General features: G+C 57.7%; 16 protein-coding genes. 6 read left to right on the top strand and 10 right to left on the bottom strand.

Annotated features, from left to right (window positions below):
• Nucleotides 1-145: 145 nt before the first annotated feature.
• Nucleotides 146-886 carry a TlyA family RNA methyltransferase gene (locus B3759_RS09275; protein WP_010666883.1) on the top strand — a complete coding sequence of 247 codons (741 nt, stop codon included), beginning with the start codon at nucleotides 146-148 and terminating at the stop codon, nucleotides 884-886.
• A gap of 53 nt (nucleotides 887-939) precedes the next feature.
• Here B3759_RS09275 and B3759_RS09270 read toward each other — a convergent pair whose 3' ends face one another.
• On the bottom strand, nucleotides 940-1,884 hold the full coding sequence (locus B3759_RS09270) for a lysophospholipid acyltransferase family protein (protein WP_291365651.1): 945 nt from the start codon (nucleotides 1,882-1,884) through the stop codon (nucleotides 940-942).
• A gap of 236 nt (nucleotides 1,885-2,120) precedes the next feature.
• Nucleotides 2,121-2,618 (bottom strand): peptide deformylase, encoded by a 498-nt coding sequence (locus tag B3759_RS09265; RefSeq protein ID WP_291365650.1) that lies wholly within the window; start codon nucleotides 2,616-2,618, stop codon nucleotides 2,121-2,123.
• 174 nt (nucleotides 2,619-2,792) lie between these two features.
• Here B3759_RS09265 and rlmN point away from each other — a divergent pair, with 174 nt between their 5' ends.
• The 4 genes from rlmN to B3759_RS09245 all read left to right on the top strand — a co-directional run bounded on the left by rlmN (nucleotide 2,793) and on the right by B3759_RS09245 (nucleotide 5,902).
• Nucleotides 2,793-3,974 carry a 23S rRNA (adenine(2503)-C(2))-methyltransferase RlmN gene (gene rlmN, locus B3759_RS09260; RefSeq protein ID WP_010666886.1) on the top strand — a complete coding sequence of 394 codons (1,182 nt, stop codon included), beginning with the start codon at nucleotides 2,793-2,795 and terminating at the stop codon, nucleotides 3,972-3,974.
• A 135-nt stretch (nucleotides 3,975-4,109) separates the two neighbouring features.
• Nucleotides 4,110-4,982, top strand: coding sequence for a YgfZ/GcvT domain-containing protein (locus B3759_RS09255; RefSeq protein WP_291365649.1), 873 nt, complete (start codon nucleotides 4,110-4,112; stop codon nucleotides 4,980-4,982).
• Entirely contained in the window at nucleotides 4,979-5,407 is a 429-nt protein-coding gene (hisI, locus tag B3759_RS09250) for a phosphoribosyl-AMP cyclohydrolase (protein ID WP_408736472.1), read from the top strand. The genes B3759_RS09255 and hisI overlap by 4 nt, the downstream gene beginning before the upstream one ends.
• Before the next feature lie 93 nt (nucleotides 5,408-5,500).
• Nucleotides 5,501-5,902, top strand: a complete 402-nt coding sequence (locus B3759_RS09245; RefSeq protein WP_010666889.1) for an acyl-CoA thioesterase — start codon at nucleotides 5,501-5,503, stop codon at nucleotides 5,900-5,902.
• A gap of 162 nt (nucleotides 5,903-6,064) precedes the next feature.
• Here the strand turns inward: B3759_RS09245 and B3759_RS09240 are convergent, their stop codons facing one another.
• The 5 genes from B3759_RS09240 to B3759_RS09220 all read right to left on the bottom strand — a co-directional run bounded on the left by B3759_RS09240 (nucleotide 6,065) and on the right by B3759_RS09220 (nucleotide 10,553).
• Nucleotides 6,065-7,432: a hypothetical protein gene (locus tag B3759_RS09240; RefSeq protein WP_291365648.1), complete on the bottom strand. Its 1,368-nt coding sequence runs from the start codon at nucleotides 7,430-7,432 to the stop codon at nucleotides 6,065-6,067.
• 442 nt (nucleotides 7,433-7,874) lie between these two features.
• Nucleotides 7,875-8,234: a 50S ribosomal protein L20 gene (gene rplT / locus B3759_RS09235; protein ID WP_010669173.1), complete on the bottom strand. Its 360-nt coding sequence runs from the start codon at nucleotides 8,232-8,234 to the stop codon at nucleotides 7,875-7,877.
• A gap of 14 nt (nucleotides 8,235-8,248) precedes the next feature.
• Nucleotides 8,249-8,452: a 50S ribosomal protein L35 gene (gene rpmI / locus B3759_RS09230; RefSeq protein WP_010669172.1), complete on the bottom strand. Its 204-nt coding sequence runs from the start codon at nucleotides 8,450-8,452 to the stop codon at nucleotides 8,249-8,251.
• A 163-nt stretch (nucleotides 8,453-8,615) separates the two neighbouring features.
• The gene (locus tag B3759_RS09225; protein ID WP_291365647.1) at nucleotides 8,616-9,953 is read right to left on the bottom strand and encodes an autotransporter strand-loop-strand O-heptosyltransferase; all 1,338 of its coding nucleotides are present in this window, start codon (nucleotides 9,951-9,953) and stop codon (nucleotides 8,616-8,618) included.
• A gap of 102 nt (nucleotides 9,954-10,055) precedes the next feature.
• Nucleotides 10,056-10,553: a hypothetical protein gene (locus B3759_RS09220; protein ID WP_291365646.1), complete on the bottom strand. Its 498-nt coding sequence runs from the start codon at nucleotides 10,551-10,553 to the stop codon at nucleotides 10,056-10,058.
• Nucleotides 10,554-10,754: 201 nt separating this feature from the next.
• Here B3759_RS09220 and B3759_RS09215 point away from each other — a divergent pair, with 201 nt between their 5' ends.
• On the top strand, nucleotides 10,755-11,600 hold the full coding sequence (locus tag B3759_RS09215) for an EcsC family protein (RefSeq protein WP_291365645.1): 846 nt from the start codon (nucleotides 10,755-10,757) through the stop codon (nucleotides 11,598-11,600).
• Between the two features lie 84 nt (nucleotides 11,601-11,684).
• On the opposite strand, the gene B3759_RS09210 is transcribed toward B3759_RS09215, so the two are convergent.
• From B3759_RS09210 to B3759_RS09200, 3 genes are all read right to left on the bottom strand, one after another.
• The gene (locus B3759_RS09210) at nucleotides 11,685-13,139 is read right to left on the bottom strand and encodes a mannose-1-phosphate guanylyltransferase/mannose-6-phosphate isomerase (RefSeq protein ID WP_291365644.1); all 1,455 of its coding nucleotides are present in this window, start codon (nucleotides 13,137-13,139) and stop codon (nucleotides 11,685-11,687) included.
• Nucleotides 13,140-13,363: 224 nt separating this feature from the next.
• Complete coding sequence (locus B3759_RS09205; protein ID WP_291365643.1) at nucleotides 13,364-13,666, bottom strand: hypothetical protein; 303 nt, start codon at nucleotides 13,664-13,666, stop codon at nucleotides 13,364-13,366.
• Between the two features lie 190 nt (nucleotides 13,667-13,856).
• The gene (locus tag B3759_RS09200; protein ID WP_010666494.1) at nucleotides 13,857-14,153 is read right to left on the bottom strand and encodes an integration host factor subunit beta; all 297 of its coding nucleotides are present in this window, start codon (nucleotides 14,151-14,153) and stop codon (nucleotides 13,857-13,859) included.
• Nucleotides 14,154-14,157: the final 4 nt, after the last annotated feature.

Here is a 14,157-nt window from a genome sequence, read left to right as displayed (position 1 = left end):
CTGCGCACCATGACGCTCCCGGACATGTTCATCGACCATGACAGCCAGTTCGAGCAATACAACGTCGCACATCTCAACGCCCCCTATATCGTCCAGACAGCGCTCCAAGCGCTGGGGGTGAGTGCGAGCGAACAGATCGCCTGAGATGGCGAAGCGCCGCGTAGACCAGCTCCTTGTTGATCGGGGACTGGTCGAAAGCCGCACGAAGGCGCAGGCTCTCATCATGGCGGGGCTTGTCTACACAAGCGACCGTCGTATCGCGAAGGCTGGCGACCAGATTGCCGAAGATGCCCCTCTGGCGCTCAAGGGGCAGGATCACCCGTGGGTTTCGCGGGGTGGCCTGAAGCTCTCCCATGCACTGCCCTTCTTTGGTTTTTCTGCTGAAGGTCGAATTGGTCTGGATGTAGGGGCGTCCACTGGCGGCTTTACCGATGTGCTGCTGACCAATGGCGCGAGCAAGGTCTATGCTGTCGATGTCGGGCATGGCCAGTTGGCGTGGAAGCTGCGTTCCGATCCTCGTGTCGTGGTGATGGAAAAGCAGAATGCCCGGGCGCTGGACGCCACGCTTATCCCCGATCCCATTGGGGCAGTGGTGTGTGACGCCAGCTTTATCGGTCTGCGCACGGTGCTGCCTGCCGCGCTGTCACTCACCACACCAGATGCATGGGCTGTTGCGCTGATCAAGCCGCAGTTCGAAGCGGGGCGTGAGCATGTGGGAGCGAAAGGCGTCGTGCGCGATCCCGCGATTCATGAGCAGGTCTGCGCCATGATTTCCGACTGGTGGAAGACCCTGCCGGGCTGGGAAGTGCTGGGCGTGGAAGCCAGCCCGATTACTGGCCCGGAAGGGAACCGTGAGTTTCTGATCGGCGCACGCCGGACCGGGTGAACGAGGGATGCTCGCCGTCCCTGAGCCTTTCCGAATGGCCTGAAAAGAGCCGTCTACGCGACTATCTCCTCGTGTACCGTCGAACTTCCACGGCCTTTCGGCCATCGACGGTGAAACCACAGCCATTGCTCAGGTTCTGCCTTGATCCAGCCTTCAAGATGCGCGTTCACGGCCTTCATGATCGACAACTGATCAGCTATGCGCTCGCCAGTGGTGGCAAAATCCAAGGCAGGCTCACACACCAGCCGGAACCGGGCCTTGCCGATCCGCACGACATGGATCGGCACAATATTGCGCTGAAAACGTGCGGCAAGCTGAGCGAGGGCAGGGGCCGTCCACGCCGTCTGTCCGAAGAAGGGAACGGCGATACCGTCATTCATCTTCTGATCCACCAGCAGTCCCAGCGTGCCGCCAGCGCTCAGATGGCTGATGATGTCTCTCGCACCTCGCGCTCCCTTGGGGAACATCTGTGTTCCGTGTCCTGCCTCGCTGCGAAGCCGCTGGATCAGACGTTCGATCACCGGATTTGACGACGCCCGGTAAACACCGCCAACAGGCAGCCCCAATGCTCCAGCGATGGGCAGAATCATCTCCCAGTTGCCGAGATGGGCCGAGAAGAACAGGGGCGGTAGGCCGTTTTTTCGCGCAGCCTCGATATGTTCCTGCCCTGAAATCTCCCAACCCGGTCCAGTCAGAGTGCATTCCATCTTTTTGAGATGGGAAAACTCTCCGACCACACGCCCAAGATTATTCCACGCTCCCCGGACAATTCTCTTCTGCTGTTTTCTGCCCATATCGGGGAAGGCAAGTGTGAGATTGCTTCTGGCTACCCGCGAGACAGGCAAAAGCGGACCAATGGTTCCTGCGAGAAGGCCGCCGATGCCGGATGACAGCCCAATACCGAGAAGACGCATCAGTCCAACGCCACCGTTGAGCGCCAGCCCGGTCAGATAACCGCCAATGCGATCTCTGCCGGTGGGCACAGTGATGGATGTCATGAAGGAGAAAAGAGCCCGAGGTCGTCTGCCGTCCGCGCATTCAAAATGTGCGTCCACGGCCTGACAGAAGACATGTCTCCTGTCGGGAACTGCCTGAAACGCATGAAGTGTCACCTGATAAGAGGGATCGGGGAAATATCATCCCGTGACTGACAGCTCTATCAGGTCAGAGGTGGAAAGGGCGTAACGAATGGTCTCGGAACTGATGTCCTTTGTCGCTGAGAGCGGCATCGAGATTACCGACGACGAAGTTTCTCGAACTGGGCCATGACTTTTCCGCGTCTTAAAGGGGACAGCCGCTGAGTCCAGAACAGGCCGTTCAACTGGTCGATCTCATGCTGATGACAGGCAGCACGCAGTCCTTCAGCCTCTTCGACGTGTTCAATCCCTTCGAGATCCAGATAGCGCACACGAACGCGGGCTGATCGCTCGACCGTGCCGGTGACGCCCGGCATGGAGATACTGCCTTCATCCAGACGGATTGTTTCCTTGGAGGCCTCGATAATTTCCGGATTGATGTAGGTTTGCGGTCCCGGTGCATCCGGAAGCTCCAGCACGACAACACGCTGTGCAACACCGATATGGGGAGCCGTGATGCCTATTCCGGGCGCAGCGCGCATGGTGTCGAGAAGGTCCGTGGCCAGAGACCGAAGCGCCTCGTCGAAACAGGTGACGGAGTCGGCGACGAGACGCAGCCTCTGATCGGGGAACATCACAATCGGACGCAGGGCCATATCGGTCTCTATCTGGAGAAGGTGAAGAAGAGTGCTGTGTAATGGCGGAGCATCCAGGTGGGCAATCCTCGGATGAGCCGCATCGGCTGCCGATTTTTCTCCATTTTCCCCGCTGTCCGTGGTAGGAGGCCGCCTTTACGACTCTTTTTTGATCAAACAGGAAGATACAAGGTTATGAGCGACACGGACTTCGCGCTTGACGCCGCCGACCGGGAGCGGATTCTCGCGAAGTCGGCGCTGTTCTCACCGCCGCCGATCCAGCTTGCCGATGGTCGTCGCGATCTTGTCGGGCTGTCGCGCGAGGAACTGACCGAGGAACTGGTCGCCATTGGCGAGAAGCCGTTCCGCACCAAGCAGCTCTGGCACTGGATCTATCATCAGGGCGTAACCGATTTCACGAAGATGACCAGCATCGCCAAACCGCTTCAGCAGAAACTGGCGGAGCGGTTTATCGTCGGACGGCCTGACCCGGCTGTCGTGCAGACCTCGCAGGACGAGACGCGCAAGTTCCTGTTCCGCTTCCGTGACGGACAGGAAGCCGAGACGGTCTATATTCCGGATCGCCGCGAGGATCGTGGCGCAGTGTGCATTTCCTCGCAGGTAGGTTGCACTCTCTCCTGCACCTTCTGTCATACCGGTACGCAGAAGCTGGTGCGTAACCTCGGCGCTGCGGAAATCGTCGGTCAGTTTATGGCCGCACGCGATTCCTACAACGAATGGCCCAGCCCGAAAGGCGATACGCCGCGTCTGCTGTCCACCATCGTGCTGATGGGTATGGGCGAGCCGCTCTACAATTACGAGAACGTGGCCAAGGCCATGCGGATCATCATGGACGGGGAGGGGATCGGCCTGTCCCGTCGTCGTATTACGTTGTCCACGTCTGGCGTCGTACCGCTGATGGACCGCTGTGGCGATGAACTCGGTATCAACCTCGCGGTGTCGCTGCATGCCGTGCGCAATGATCTGCGCGACGAGATCGTGCCGCTCAACCGGAAATATCCCATTGAAGAGGTGATCGCGGCCTGCCGCCGTTATCCTGCGGCGAGCAACGCACGGCGGATCACGTTCGAATACATCATGCTGCGCGGCATCAATGACAGCGAGGCAGACGCCCGTGAACTGGTGCGCCTGATTCGCGGTATTCCGGCCAAGGTGAACCTGATTCCGTTCAACGTCTGGCCCGGCAGCGACTACAAGCCGTCCACGCGCGAACAGCAGGCGAAGTTTGCCCAGATCGTCATGGATGCCGGTTTTGCCTCTCCAATCCGTACGCCGCGTGGGCGCGATATTCTGGCGGCCTGCGGGCAGTTGAAGACCGCCAGCGAGAGAAGTCGTCCTGTCCGGGAGGGCATATAGGACGTCGCTAATCGGAAAGTGAGATTTCTTTCCTGAAAATGTAGAACTTGTCACTTGTATGGAGTGGGGTGAAGACCAATCTTCCGGACGCCTCTGCAGGATCGACGAGGTCACAGACCTCCGGGAGATTGGATAATGACTTATTTTGCTCACCTGACAGATCGGACGGTGATAGCCGTCAGAGGTGAGGACCGCGTCAGGTTTCTTCAGGGACTGGTTTCCAATGATGTGGATGCTGTGGAACCAGGAAAAGCGGTCTGGGCCGCTCTGCTCACGCCGCAGGGACGCTGGAAAGCCGACTTCTTCATTATCGCTGATCCTGACGAGCCCTGCCTCCTTCTCGACTGCGCCGCCTCGCAGAGTGCCATGCTGGTCGAAACCCTGTCGAAATTCCGCCTCCGCTCGGATGTGAGCATTCAGGAAACGCGCCTTGTCGTGCATGCGGCGTGGGGTGGTCTGCCTGATGTCGCGACTGTGGAAAATGCGATTGTCGTGCCGGACCCGCGCCTGCCGGAAGCGGGTTGGCGGCTTCTCATGCTGGAACCATCAGCCGCCGCGAAAGCGGATGCCGTGGCGTATGATCTGCATCGGCTCGTGCTGGGGCTGCCAGACGGTGTCCGTGATTGTGAGCCTGAAAAGACTCTACTGCTTGAGGCCAACTTCGATCTGCTCAACGGCATCTCTTGGACCAAGGGCTGCTACATGGGGCAGGAACTGACAGCACGCACCCATTATCGCGGGCTGGTCAAGCGTCGGTTGGTGCCCGTGGCGTCCGAAGCCGTGCTGCCTGCGCCGGGAACGCTTGTGACCGCCGATGGCCGTGAAGTGGGGCAGATCCGTTCGAGCCACGATCACTGTGGTCTGGCGTTTCTCAGGCCCGAGGCGGTGAGCCTCCATCTTGAGGCGGAAGACCATCGGATTGTGCCGCGTGTGCCAACATGGTTTACCACTGTGCTTGCAGCAGAGAAAAGCAGCCAGACTGCTGGTGTGGGAGAAGCGTCATCGTGAAAAGCGTTCGTCAGGAAACCGTCCGTCCAACGGCTGAGGCTGTTGATCGTGAACTGGAACGCATCGCCTTTGATGCAAACGGTCTGGTCTGTGGCATCGCTCAGCAGCATGACAGCGGCGAAGTGCTGATGGTCGCCTGGCTGAACCGGGATGCACTCCGGGAAACATTGCTGACGGGGCAGGTCTGCTACTGGTCGCGTAGCCGTCAGTCGCTGTGGCGCAAGGGCGAGACGTCCGGACAGGTGCAGAAGCTGGTCGAAGCCCGCCTCGACTGTGACGGCGATGCTGTTCTGTTGCTGGTCGATCAGACTGGCGTGGCCTGCCACACCGGACGGCGTAGCTGTTTCTACCGGCAGTTTGGGCCGAATGGTCTGGAAACGATTTCGGACCCGCTCGTCACACCGGAAGCGCTCTACAGTCACTGAGACCGAGCGCAAAGAACGAGGACGTCAGTTGCCGACGGCATCCTTTTCGCCCATTCTCGATCGGCGCTGCGCTAGACGGAAGTGAGGACGTTCATGCTGTCAAACGAGATCAAGGAACCGTCGGGTGAACTGACCATCCGTGTCATTGCCATGCCGAGCAATACGAACGCCGCAGGTGATGTTTTCGGTGGCTGGGTCATGTCCCAGATGGATCTGGCGGCAGGTTCGGCAGCGGGAATGCGGGCCGCCGGGTCAAAGACCGTGACCGTCGCCATTGATGGCGTGTCCTTCCTTGCCCCGATGGCGGTTGGTGATGAACTGTCGGTCTATACGGACATTCTCAAGGTTGGCCGCACCTCCATGACGATCGGTGTGCAGGCATGGCGACGGGTTAGGCAGTCACATGAGCGGCAGCTAGTGACGCACGGCAAGTTCGTGTTTGTCGCTGTGGGTGAGGATAATCGCCCGATGGAGATTCCTGCAGCGGCAGGGTAGAGCTCTGGGGCGGGTGTGTTGAAGCGTCTGCTATTGGAAACGGGTGACCGAAAGGAGCCGTCCGCAGCACTGATGCTCATGGTGGATGGCTACTGAACAGGTAACTAGACTTCCGGGGCTTCTGCACTGTTTTTTCCAAAGAATTGCCGGGTTAGTATGGAGCTAATTCGTTGGAACACCATAGCGCTTGAACAAAGCTTCGAAGAAAGCCTTCACATTTGCCTTGGCTTCTGGCGCCTGTAGTTCCGCAGCTCCAAAGCGAAAGACTTCATAACCTGCAAGTTTGAGTTCGCGATCACCTTGGACCATCTGTGCATAGCGTTGCACGTCGGCATTCCCTACGCCATCCGTGTAATGGTGCTTTCCGTCCACTTCGATGACAACCCGAACGCCGTGCCGGAGCAGCAACAGAAAGTCCATGCGAAAGCGCAGAAGTGCGTCCGGCCCTCGCTCCCTGATCGTACGAGGATCCCAGTGAAGCCATACTTCCGGTAGCAGTGCTGGTAAGTTCGGTATGGCGCTGTGGAATCCCTCAAAGAAGGCCTCGAACAACAAGGTCTGCGGCGGAGAGTTGTTCGGCAGGCTTTTTTTGAGACGTTTGTACAGCGAACGCTTGGCTTGCTCAGCATCAGCGATCTGCTCTGTATCACCCCACCACTCCTGCAGATCGCTCCAGCACAGTCCATCAATACCAATGGGACGGTCGTAGACGAGCACCTTATCCGCATTCGTGACGATCTCGACGTCATTATCCAAAGCATCACGGAAACGTAGATCGGGCTTGTCGGCTGAGGCAAAGATAAGATTCTTCGGGCGACTTTTGACTGCCGTATGTGACGAAACCATTGAGAAGACGGGGTAACCTCCCTCCGAATCAGTTTCACGCAATTCGACACCGCAGTCGCGCAGGGGCTCGTTAACACACGCTACGAAGTGGCGTTGCGCTAGCTCGTCGGGCCGCACATCGGCCGAAGCCAGTCCTTCAAGAAATAGCGCAAAGCGCCGATCGGAAGCGTCGTAGGCACCCAATTGGTCGAACAGCATTTCACATGACCAGTCCATTGGATTTCGGTGGACGTGCTGCTGAATGTCCGCACGCAACCCACTGGGTTTGTCACTCATTAAGTAAAACCAGTCATCGGTATCCAAGATCCACAACCGATCCAGAAGATCATCGAACCTGCGAGCATCCCCATACAACTCCTCGCCATTGAGTCTCCGAGCAACCTCACGCCGATAACGCTTGGGGATCGACGGCCCCTCTCTGTCGCTCCAGAGAAGATCCTGAATCTGGTTGCGTGTTGCAGCGTTCGGCGGACGGAAACCCAACAGCTTGCATGCAATTGCAGGCAGATCGGTGTCGGTCACTGCCTCAATGCTGGAGGCCATACGATCATGCTTGGTGCCGTCAGCGACAGGCGCGGGTAATCCCAATTCCTCGCAAAGCGTCGGCAGCGTAGGATGCGTGCCGACGTCCTTTAAGGCTATGATGAGCGGAGACAATAGAGAGCGAAGTCGCGTGTAGTCCATCGCCTACGATCCAAGATAGAAGTGGCATGGTGCATAGCAGCACGTCGATCTGAGCGAACACATCCTGCTGCCACTGCTTAGACGTACGATCACTTAGAGCGTTCGTGTCTTCGACGAGATGCCTTACATAGGCTGGCCCGTAACAGCATACTGGTCAAGGTCGACCTTGAGCGTGCTCTGGGGCCTTCACGGTAAGGACCTCATTGATCTGGTTTGGTTTTCAATGTGGGTGGTGGGAAGTGTATGCCTACTCCACGACAGGTTCTTCAGCAGAATTGCGAGAAAGCAGCAAGGAGAGAAGACGACCGTGTGAACGCAAACACTATCAGTTCACCGAATGTCCGTTTTGAAGGCGGAATCTGTCGTTCCGACAATCTGTTTTCACCATAAAAAAAAGCCACCTCGAGAGGCGGCTTTCTTACATCGTCCGTGAGGACAGCAATCAGGCAGCGAGAGCAGCCTGAGCCTTCTTCACGATTTCACCGAAGGTGGCGGCGTCATCGAATGCGATGGCTGCCAGAACCTTACGGTCGATCTCGATGCCAGCCTTGTCCAGACCGTTGATGAAACGGCTGTAGGTCAGGCCATGCTCGCGAACGGCAGCGTTGATACGCTGGATCCACAGAGCGCGGAATTCGCGCTTCTTGTTACGACGATCGCGATATGCGTACTGAAGCGACTTTTCGAGACGCTCAAGCGCAATGCGATAGTTCGTGGAGGAACGTCCGCGGAAGCCCTTGGAGAGCTTGAGAACTTTCTTGTGACGGGCGTGCGTCGTTACGCCCCGCTTAACACGTGCCATTTATAAAGTGCTCCTCAAGCCAGCCCGTAGGGGGCCCACTGCTTCACAGTCTTGGCGTCCATTTCCGTCATGGTCTGAGGACCACGGTTGGTGCGCTTCATCTTCTGCGAACGGTTGATAAGGCCGTGGCGCTTGTTGCCAGGACCGCAGAGCACTTTGCCAGTCGCGGTGATCTTGAACCGCTTCTTGACCGACGACTTCGTCTTCATCTTGGGCATTTCAGTCTCCTTGACGTAAGGCTGTCTTCCTCCCGAAGGATGAAAACAGCAAAGCACGGCCGGGCATGCCCCACAGGCCCGGACGCGTGAAGGAAAGGCGCTCTTACAGAATAGCGCCCCACTTTTCAAGCTCTTCCACAGGATTATCGTGCGTGTACGAAAATCATGCCGAAGTATCCGGCGAGTCACCCTCGGGATTGCGCACAGGGAAGCCCGGAATCGTTTTGATGACCCGTTTCAGATGCTCGGCCGTAATCAGGCGCGTGCACTCAAACTGACGTGGCGTTCCGGCATGGCGCGGACACCAGAGAAAATCCTTGTGGTCAAAGCGATGTGCCGGATCATTCCAACAGGAATTGCAGGCGTGCCAGTTCACAATGCGCCACGGCGTGTGAAACTCGTTGGTGGGATGAGTGAATCCGGCAATCATCACGACCTTGCAGCGCGCCGCCCATGCCAGCCAGGACAAGCCGCTGGAGAGGCCAATGAAGAACTCGGCGTGCCGCAACCACCGGACGCGCTCCGCCAGCGATCGATCACCCGTCTGGTCTTCCGCGCCATAGGGGATCTGGTTCCAGACAATGCCGGTTCCATGCACAGGTTTCTGGTCAATGCAGATCACCCGGTAACCGCAGTCTTTCAGATACGCGACGAGTTGCAGCCAGCCGCTCGGGTTGTTCCAGTATTTGCACTGGGAGCTACTCTGGGCGGCGATGCAGACATAAGGCTCTTCAATCGGGCGGGTAGGATCTTCGTCCGGCGCAATGACCGGAGGCTCTTCCGTCGGGTCGACCCCGAGAATATAGCCCGCAGTCCGGTGCAGACCGACAAGACGGAAATCAGTCGGCTGCCAGATATTGGCCTGATCGTCGAAAAACAGACCGATTGTATAGGTCGCGTAGAAGGTCTTGAGCGTTTCGCTGTTTTCGATCTCTTCCGGTGTGACGAGAGTGATGTGCGGGTAGGCGCTTTTGAACAGCGGGATGATGGGTGCCGCCATCACGCAGGTCACCTTGCAGCCATGCACCTCTGCAAAGCGGGCGACATAAGGAAACCACCCAAGCGTATCGCCCAACGTGCCGACTGGAAGCTGGATCAGGACAGGCTTGTTCCGGCAATCATAGTCATGGGACAGGATGAGAGTGCCTGCCTCATCATGAATCTGGATGCCGAAACGGACGTAGAAGCGCTTGGAACTGTTGACGTTGGCTCTGCCTGTCGTCGTTTCGAACAGAATGTTTCCTGTATCGAGATCCTTGAGACGAATCGTCCATTTGCCGTCCGGCAACGCCACCCGGCAACCTGCATTAAAATCGTAGCGGATCCCTGCCGGCCCTTCCTGCGTGGGAAGTTTGGCTGCACCGACGAACGCGCCTTTTTCGGGCGGTTTTTCCGTATTGCCGCTACCAGTGCTGGAAGCCTCTCCGGAAGAGGCGCTGGCCGGAGGAACAGGTGCATCCGTGACCGGAGCATCAGAGAGAGTGGCTTCTGTGGCAGACATACGGCTCTTGATAATCAGAGGGTTTCAGAATGCAGGCGTCTTAGCTGTTAAAGGGGGAATATTATAAGAAATAGATAATGACATGCTGAAACCCTGCTGACGTTAAGGTTCTCCGGCCGCTCCCGCGCTGCCGACGGCATCTCCGCCACGCCCGGATTGTCCGGCATAGGTGTGATAGGTGAAGGGCGCATTGTAAGGCGCGCCGACGGGCGCAATGAATTTCACGGGCATCCCGAAGAAATCAAACTGGGTGGCCCCGTTATTGGCGTCTCTGGGAATCTGCTGGGCTTCAATGGAAGGCAGCGGCTCGCCATGCGGCGTTTTGCGGACATCGAGGGAATAATGCGACTCTATGGTCTCATCGATGTCCTCGACAGGCACGTAACCATCCGGTGGAGGCGGCGCGCCTTCCTGCGATTCCAGTGACTTGGCTGTGGTCGCCGGGGCAAGCCTGCCGGAAGACAAGTCCGTCGGGTCGGCGGGGCGCGTCGTCGTCTTGTGTCGCGGCGTGTGCGATGCCGCGATGGCAGGATGACACAGTCCCGGCATGGCCAGAAGGGTAACGAGAGTAAGCCCGGCAGTCGTTTTTTCCAGAACCACTCTGAACAGGTTCCTGGGCGAAAGGGACGACCTCATGGCGGCGGGTGATAACATGGTCCTGATGCTTTCCTGCACGGCGATAAATCAAAGTCGGATGTATGACGCTTGCGGTCAATGAATGTTTCCGCAACCTTGCGCGAACGAAAGCGCTTATATTTATAAGTAGCAACACATGAGCCAGCTGGAACAGGATACCTTCCGATGACCGTAAGCACAGGACAACAACTTGCTCCATTAGCTCTCACGGATGGACAGATCCTGGAGCTTGAAAATGCGCTGAAGCAGGTGGAGGCCGGACGTGGCGTTCTGGTCCGTATGGCCGACCTGATGGGGGGAGCCGTCGGGCATGCCACCCGACTCGGCCTGCGCGGACTGGGGATGACGCCCCGTGTGCAGGACAAGCTCAAGGGCATTGCCGAGACAGCCATCGCCCGGTCATTCGACGTGGCGATTCTGGGGATGTCCGGGTCGCTGGATGCTGCTGCCAGCGGTGAGGCGACCGATCGGTCAACGGGCAAAGGCATGCGTGAAAAAGCCCTGCAGGCCGCGGTCGCCGTGTCAGGCGCGGTCGGTGGTTTTGCCGGACTTGCCGGTCTTGCGCCGGACATCAGCTTCACCACCCTGACCATCATGCGTGAGATCGCTCGCATTGCCCGTGAGGAAGGCGAGGATCTCTCTGATCCCGACTCCCGTCGCGCCTGTCTTGAGGTCTTTGCGCTGCGTGCCTTTCCCAATATCGGTGAGGGCAGGGAGAGCGAGTTGGGGTATTTCTCCGCCCGCACCGTGCTGCGTGGCCGGCCGGTCGTGATGCTGATTTCCGAGGTCGCGTCGCATTACGGACTGGCTTTGGGACACAAGATTTCGCTGCAACTGATGCCGGTCGCGGGTGCGCTCTGTGGTGCGTCGCTCAATGCGGCGTTCCTGGCCCATTATCAGGCGCTGGCACGGGCGCACTTCACCATTCGCCGTCTGGAACGCGAGCATGGTCCGACAGTGCGGGATACCGCAGTCGCTCTGCGTGATCTGGCGAGCACGCAGGACGCCTGATTTTAAGAACACTGTTCGGGCATTAAAAAGGGGCTTTCTTTCAGGAAAGCCCCTTTTTGTTTGCCGCCTGTCGGTGGGGACCAATCAGGACCGGTTATAGGTATCCTCAAGCCGCACGATATCGTCTTCCCCCAGATAGGCCCCTGTCTGCACTTCGATCAGGGTCAGAGGGATCTTGCCGGGGTTTTCCATGCGGTGAATGCAGCCCTGCGGCAGATAGATGCTCTCATTCTCGCGCACGAGGACCTTATCCTCATCCCGCGTCACCAGAGCGACGCCACCGACGACAATCCAGTGTTCGGCGCGGTGGAAATGCTTCTGCAGGGAGAGTTTCTCGCCCGGCTGAACGACAATCCGTTTGACCTGAAAGCGGTCATTCTGGATCAGGCTCTCGTAAAAGCCCCATGGACGATAGCAGCGGTTGTGACTTGCTGCTTCCGGTCGTTTCGCCTTCTTCAGTCGATCAACGATCTTCTTGACGTCCTGCGCCCGGTCACGATGCGTGACCAGCACAGCATCATCCGTTGTCACGACCACAAGATCATCGACGCCAGCGACCGCCGTCAGGTATTTCTCTGAACGAACGTAACTGTTCTTCGAATCTTCGATCAGCACGTCACCGACGGCGACATTTCCGGCCGTGTCTTTCGGGCTGATATCCCACAGCGTATCCCAGCTGCCGACATCGGACCAGCCGAGATCGGCGGGCACCACAGCGACATTGCTGCTTCGTTCGGCAATGGCGTAGTCGATTGAAATGTCCGGTGCAGTCTTGAACTCCTCGACGCCAAGACGTTCGAAGAAGAGATCACCTTTCTGGGCTTCAAAGGCTGCCCGCACGGCAGTCATGACTTCCGGAGCATGTTCTTCCATCTCGCGAAGCAGGGTATCTGCCCTGAAGACGAACATGCCGGAGTTCCACAGATAGTCACCGGACTTAAGGAAGAATTCGGCCTGCTCCTCATCCGGTTTCTCGCGGAAGGCCTTTACCGTAGAGATGCCCTCAAGTCCCGAAATCGTCTGTCCGACCTCGATATAGCCGTAACCAGTCTCCGGTCGTGTCGGTTTCATGCCGAAGGTCACGACTAGCCCTTGTTCAGCGCCGGCGACTGCATTCTGCATGGCGGTGTTCAGGGCTTCCGGTTTTGTGATGGCGGCGTCTGCGGCCATCAGCCAGAGGATGGCCTGCGGGTCCGTCTGGGCGACAAGCAGGGCGGCGGCGGCGATGGCCGGTGCGGAGTTCCGTCCTACCGGTTCCAGCAGGATTTTAGGCGACTCTATTCCTGCCTCACGCAGTTGTTCCGCGATCAGAAAACGATGCGCTTCATTACAGACGATCACGGGTGCTGAGAGGGAAATGCCTCGGGCTCGCAGGGCTGTTTCCTGCAAAAGAGACTGCGCGCTCAGCAAAGGCCACAGTTGTTTGGGAAAACTCGCACGTGACATTGGCCACAGACGGGTTCCCGACCCCCCTGAAAGAATGACGGGTATGACGGTCGAAGCATTTTTGTCTGCCATCTGGATCCCTGTTCTGCTCATGGCGAAGCCTGTTTCCTGGTGCATTTCAGACACGCTGCCTGAGGTCTGCCGCAAAGAAACACTTTTGTCGCAGGCCGTTGATTGCAGGAACCTAGCCCAACACAGGTCGGGATGAAATCCGTTCGTTCACAAATCCAGACGGATGAAAGGAAGTAATACCACCAGAGAGGGAGTTATTCTCATGCGGTGAGCAAAATCTTATAAATAGTGAAATGAGAAAAGTCTTATCCGCGGCGACGGACATGCTTCCCCGGCAGGCATCCGTGTTTGCTGTCCGTGTAATAGATGGCCCGTCCGACTGGAGCCAGCAGCTTTCCATGAGAGCCGATCGCGCCCAGTTTACGGCCATGCGTCATGATAACGGACCCGCCGGACAGACAGCCCTGTAGCGCCGATTTTCTGGTGTGATGTGTTTTGGTGTGCGGTACTGAACGCTGTAGTGGTGCGTGACTGCCAGGAGTGCGTGCTTGCGCCTGTGCTGAAACAATGACACAGGCCAGAAGCAGCATCCCCCCCGTTTTCGGCACACTGACTCTCAGGCTTTTTGCCTGGTTTAAGCAGCGTTCTGACAAACCGTATACGAAAGCCATAACAGCGCCCGAAAAAACGGCCGTCGGAAACTGACCGTGGGATGAGATCAGTTCTAACAGTATATCAAGAACGCGAACAAGACATGCGAAATGAGGGCGTTAATCCTCGTAAAGCACCTTTTCGGTGCTATTCGTCCTGTGGCGTTGCGCCGTTGACACGTTCGCGCAGCTCTTTTCCTGCCTTGAAAAAAGGTACGACTTTCTCGTCGACAGATACGGATTCACCAGTGCGCGGATTGCGTCCCGCTCTGGCTTCCCGTTTCTTGACAGTAAAAGCCCCGAAGCCGCGGAGTTCGACACGATCTCCGCGTGCAAGCGCGCTTGTCAGTTCGTCAAAAATCGTATGAACGATTAATTCAACGTCCTTGAGCAAAAGATGAGGGTTAGCCGCTGCTATTTCAGCGACAAGTTCGGATCTGGTCATCTCG

This window comes from Acetobacter sp. UBA5411, assembly GCF_002409645.1.
GTDB lineage: Bacteria > Pseudomonadota > Alphaproteobacteria > Acetobacterales > Acetobacteraceae > Acetobacter.
This window is presented reverse-complemented; position numbering and strand designations above follow the sequence as displayed.

Excerpts from the sequence above, each read along its gene's own strand:
- B3759_RS09215 (WP_291365645.1), top strand. The coding sequence starts at position 10,755 with ATGACCGTAAGCACAGGACAACAACTTGCTCCATTAGCTCTCACGGAT.
- B3759_RS09225 (WP_291365647.1), bottom strand. The coding sequence starts at position 9,953 with ATGTCTGCCACAGAAGCCACTCTCTCTGATGCTCCGGTCACGGATGCA.
- rplT (WP_010669173.1), bottom strand. The coding sequence starts at position 8,234 with ATGGCACGTGTTAAGCGGGGCGTAACGACGCACGCCCGTCACAAGAAA.
- B3759_RS09240 (WP_291365648.1), bottom strand. The coding sequence starts at position 7,432 with ATGGACTACACGCGACTTCGCTCTCTATTGTCTCCGCTCATCATAGCC.
- B3759_RS09245 (WP_010666889.1), top strand. The coding sequence starts at position 5,501 with ATGCTGTCAAACGAGATCAAGGAACCGTCGGGTGAACTGACCATCCGT.
- B3759_RS09275 (WP_010666883.1), top strand. The coding sequence starts at position 146 with ATGGCGAAGCGCCGCGTAGACCAGCTCCTTGTTGATCGGGGACTGGTC.
- rlmN (WP_010666886.1), top strand. The coding sequence starts at position 2,793 with ATGAGCGACACGGACTTCGCGCTTGACGCCGCCGACCGGGAGCGGATT.
- B3759_RS09265 (WP_291365650.1), bottom strand. The coding sequence starts at position 2,618 with ATGGCCCTGCGTCCGATTGTGATGTTCCCCGATCAGAGGCTGCGTCTC.
- B3759_RS09255 (WP_291365649.1), top strand. The coding sequence starts at position 4,110 with ATGACTTATTTTGCTCACCTGACAGATCGGACGGTGATAGCCGTCAGA.
- B3759_RS09270 (WP_291365651.1), bottom strand. The coding sequence starts at position 1,884 with ATGACATCCATCACTGTGCCCACCGGCAGAGATCGCATTGGCGGTTAT.
- B3759_RS09200 (WP_010666494.1), bottom strand. The coding sequence starts at position 14,153 with ATGACCAGATCCGAACTTGTCGCTGAAATAGCAGCGGCTAACCCTCAT.
- B3759_RS09210 (WP_291365644.1), bottom strand. The coding sequence starts at position 13,139 with ATGAGCAGAACAGGGATCCAGATGGCAGACAAAAATGCTTCGACCGTC.
- rpmI (WP_010669172.1), bottom strand. The coding sequence starts at position 8,452 with ATGCCCAAGATGAAGACGAAGTCGTCGGTCAAGAAGCGGTTCAAGATC.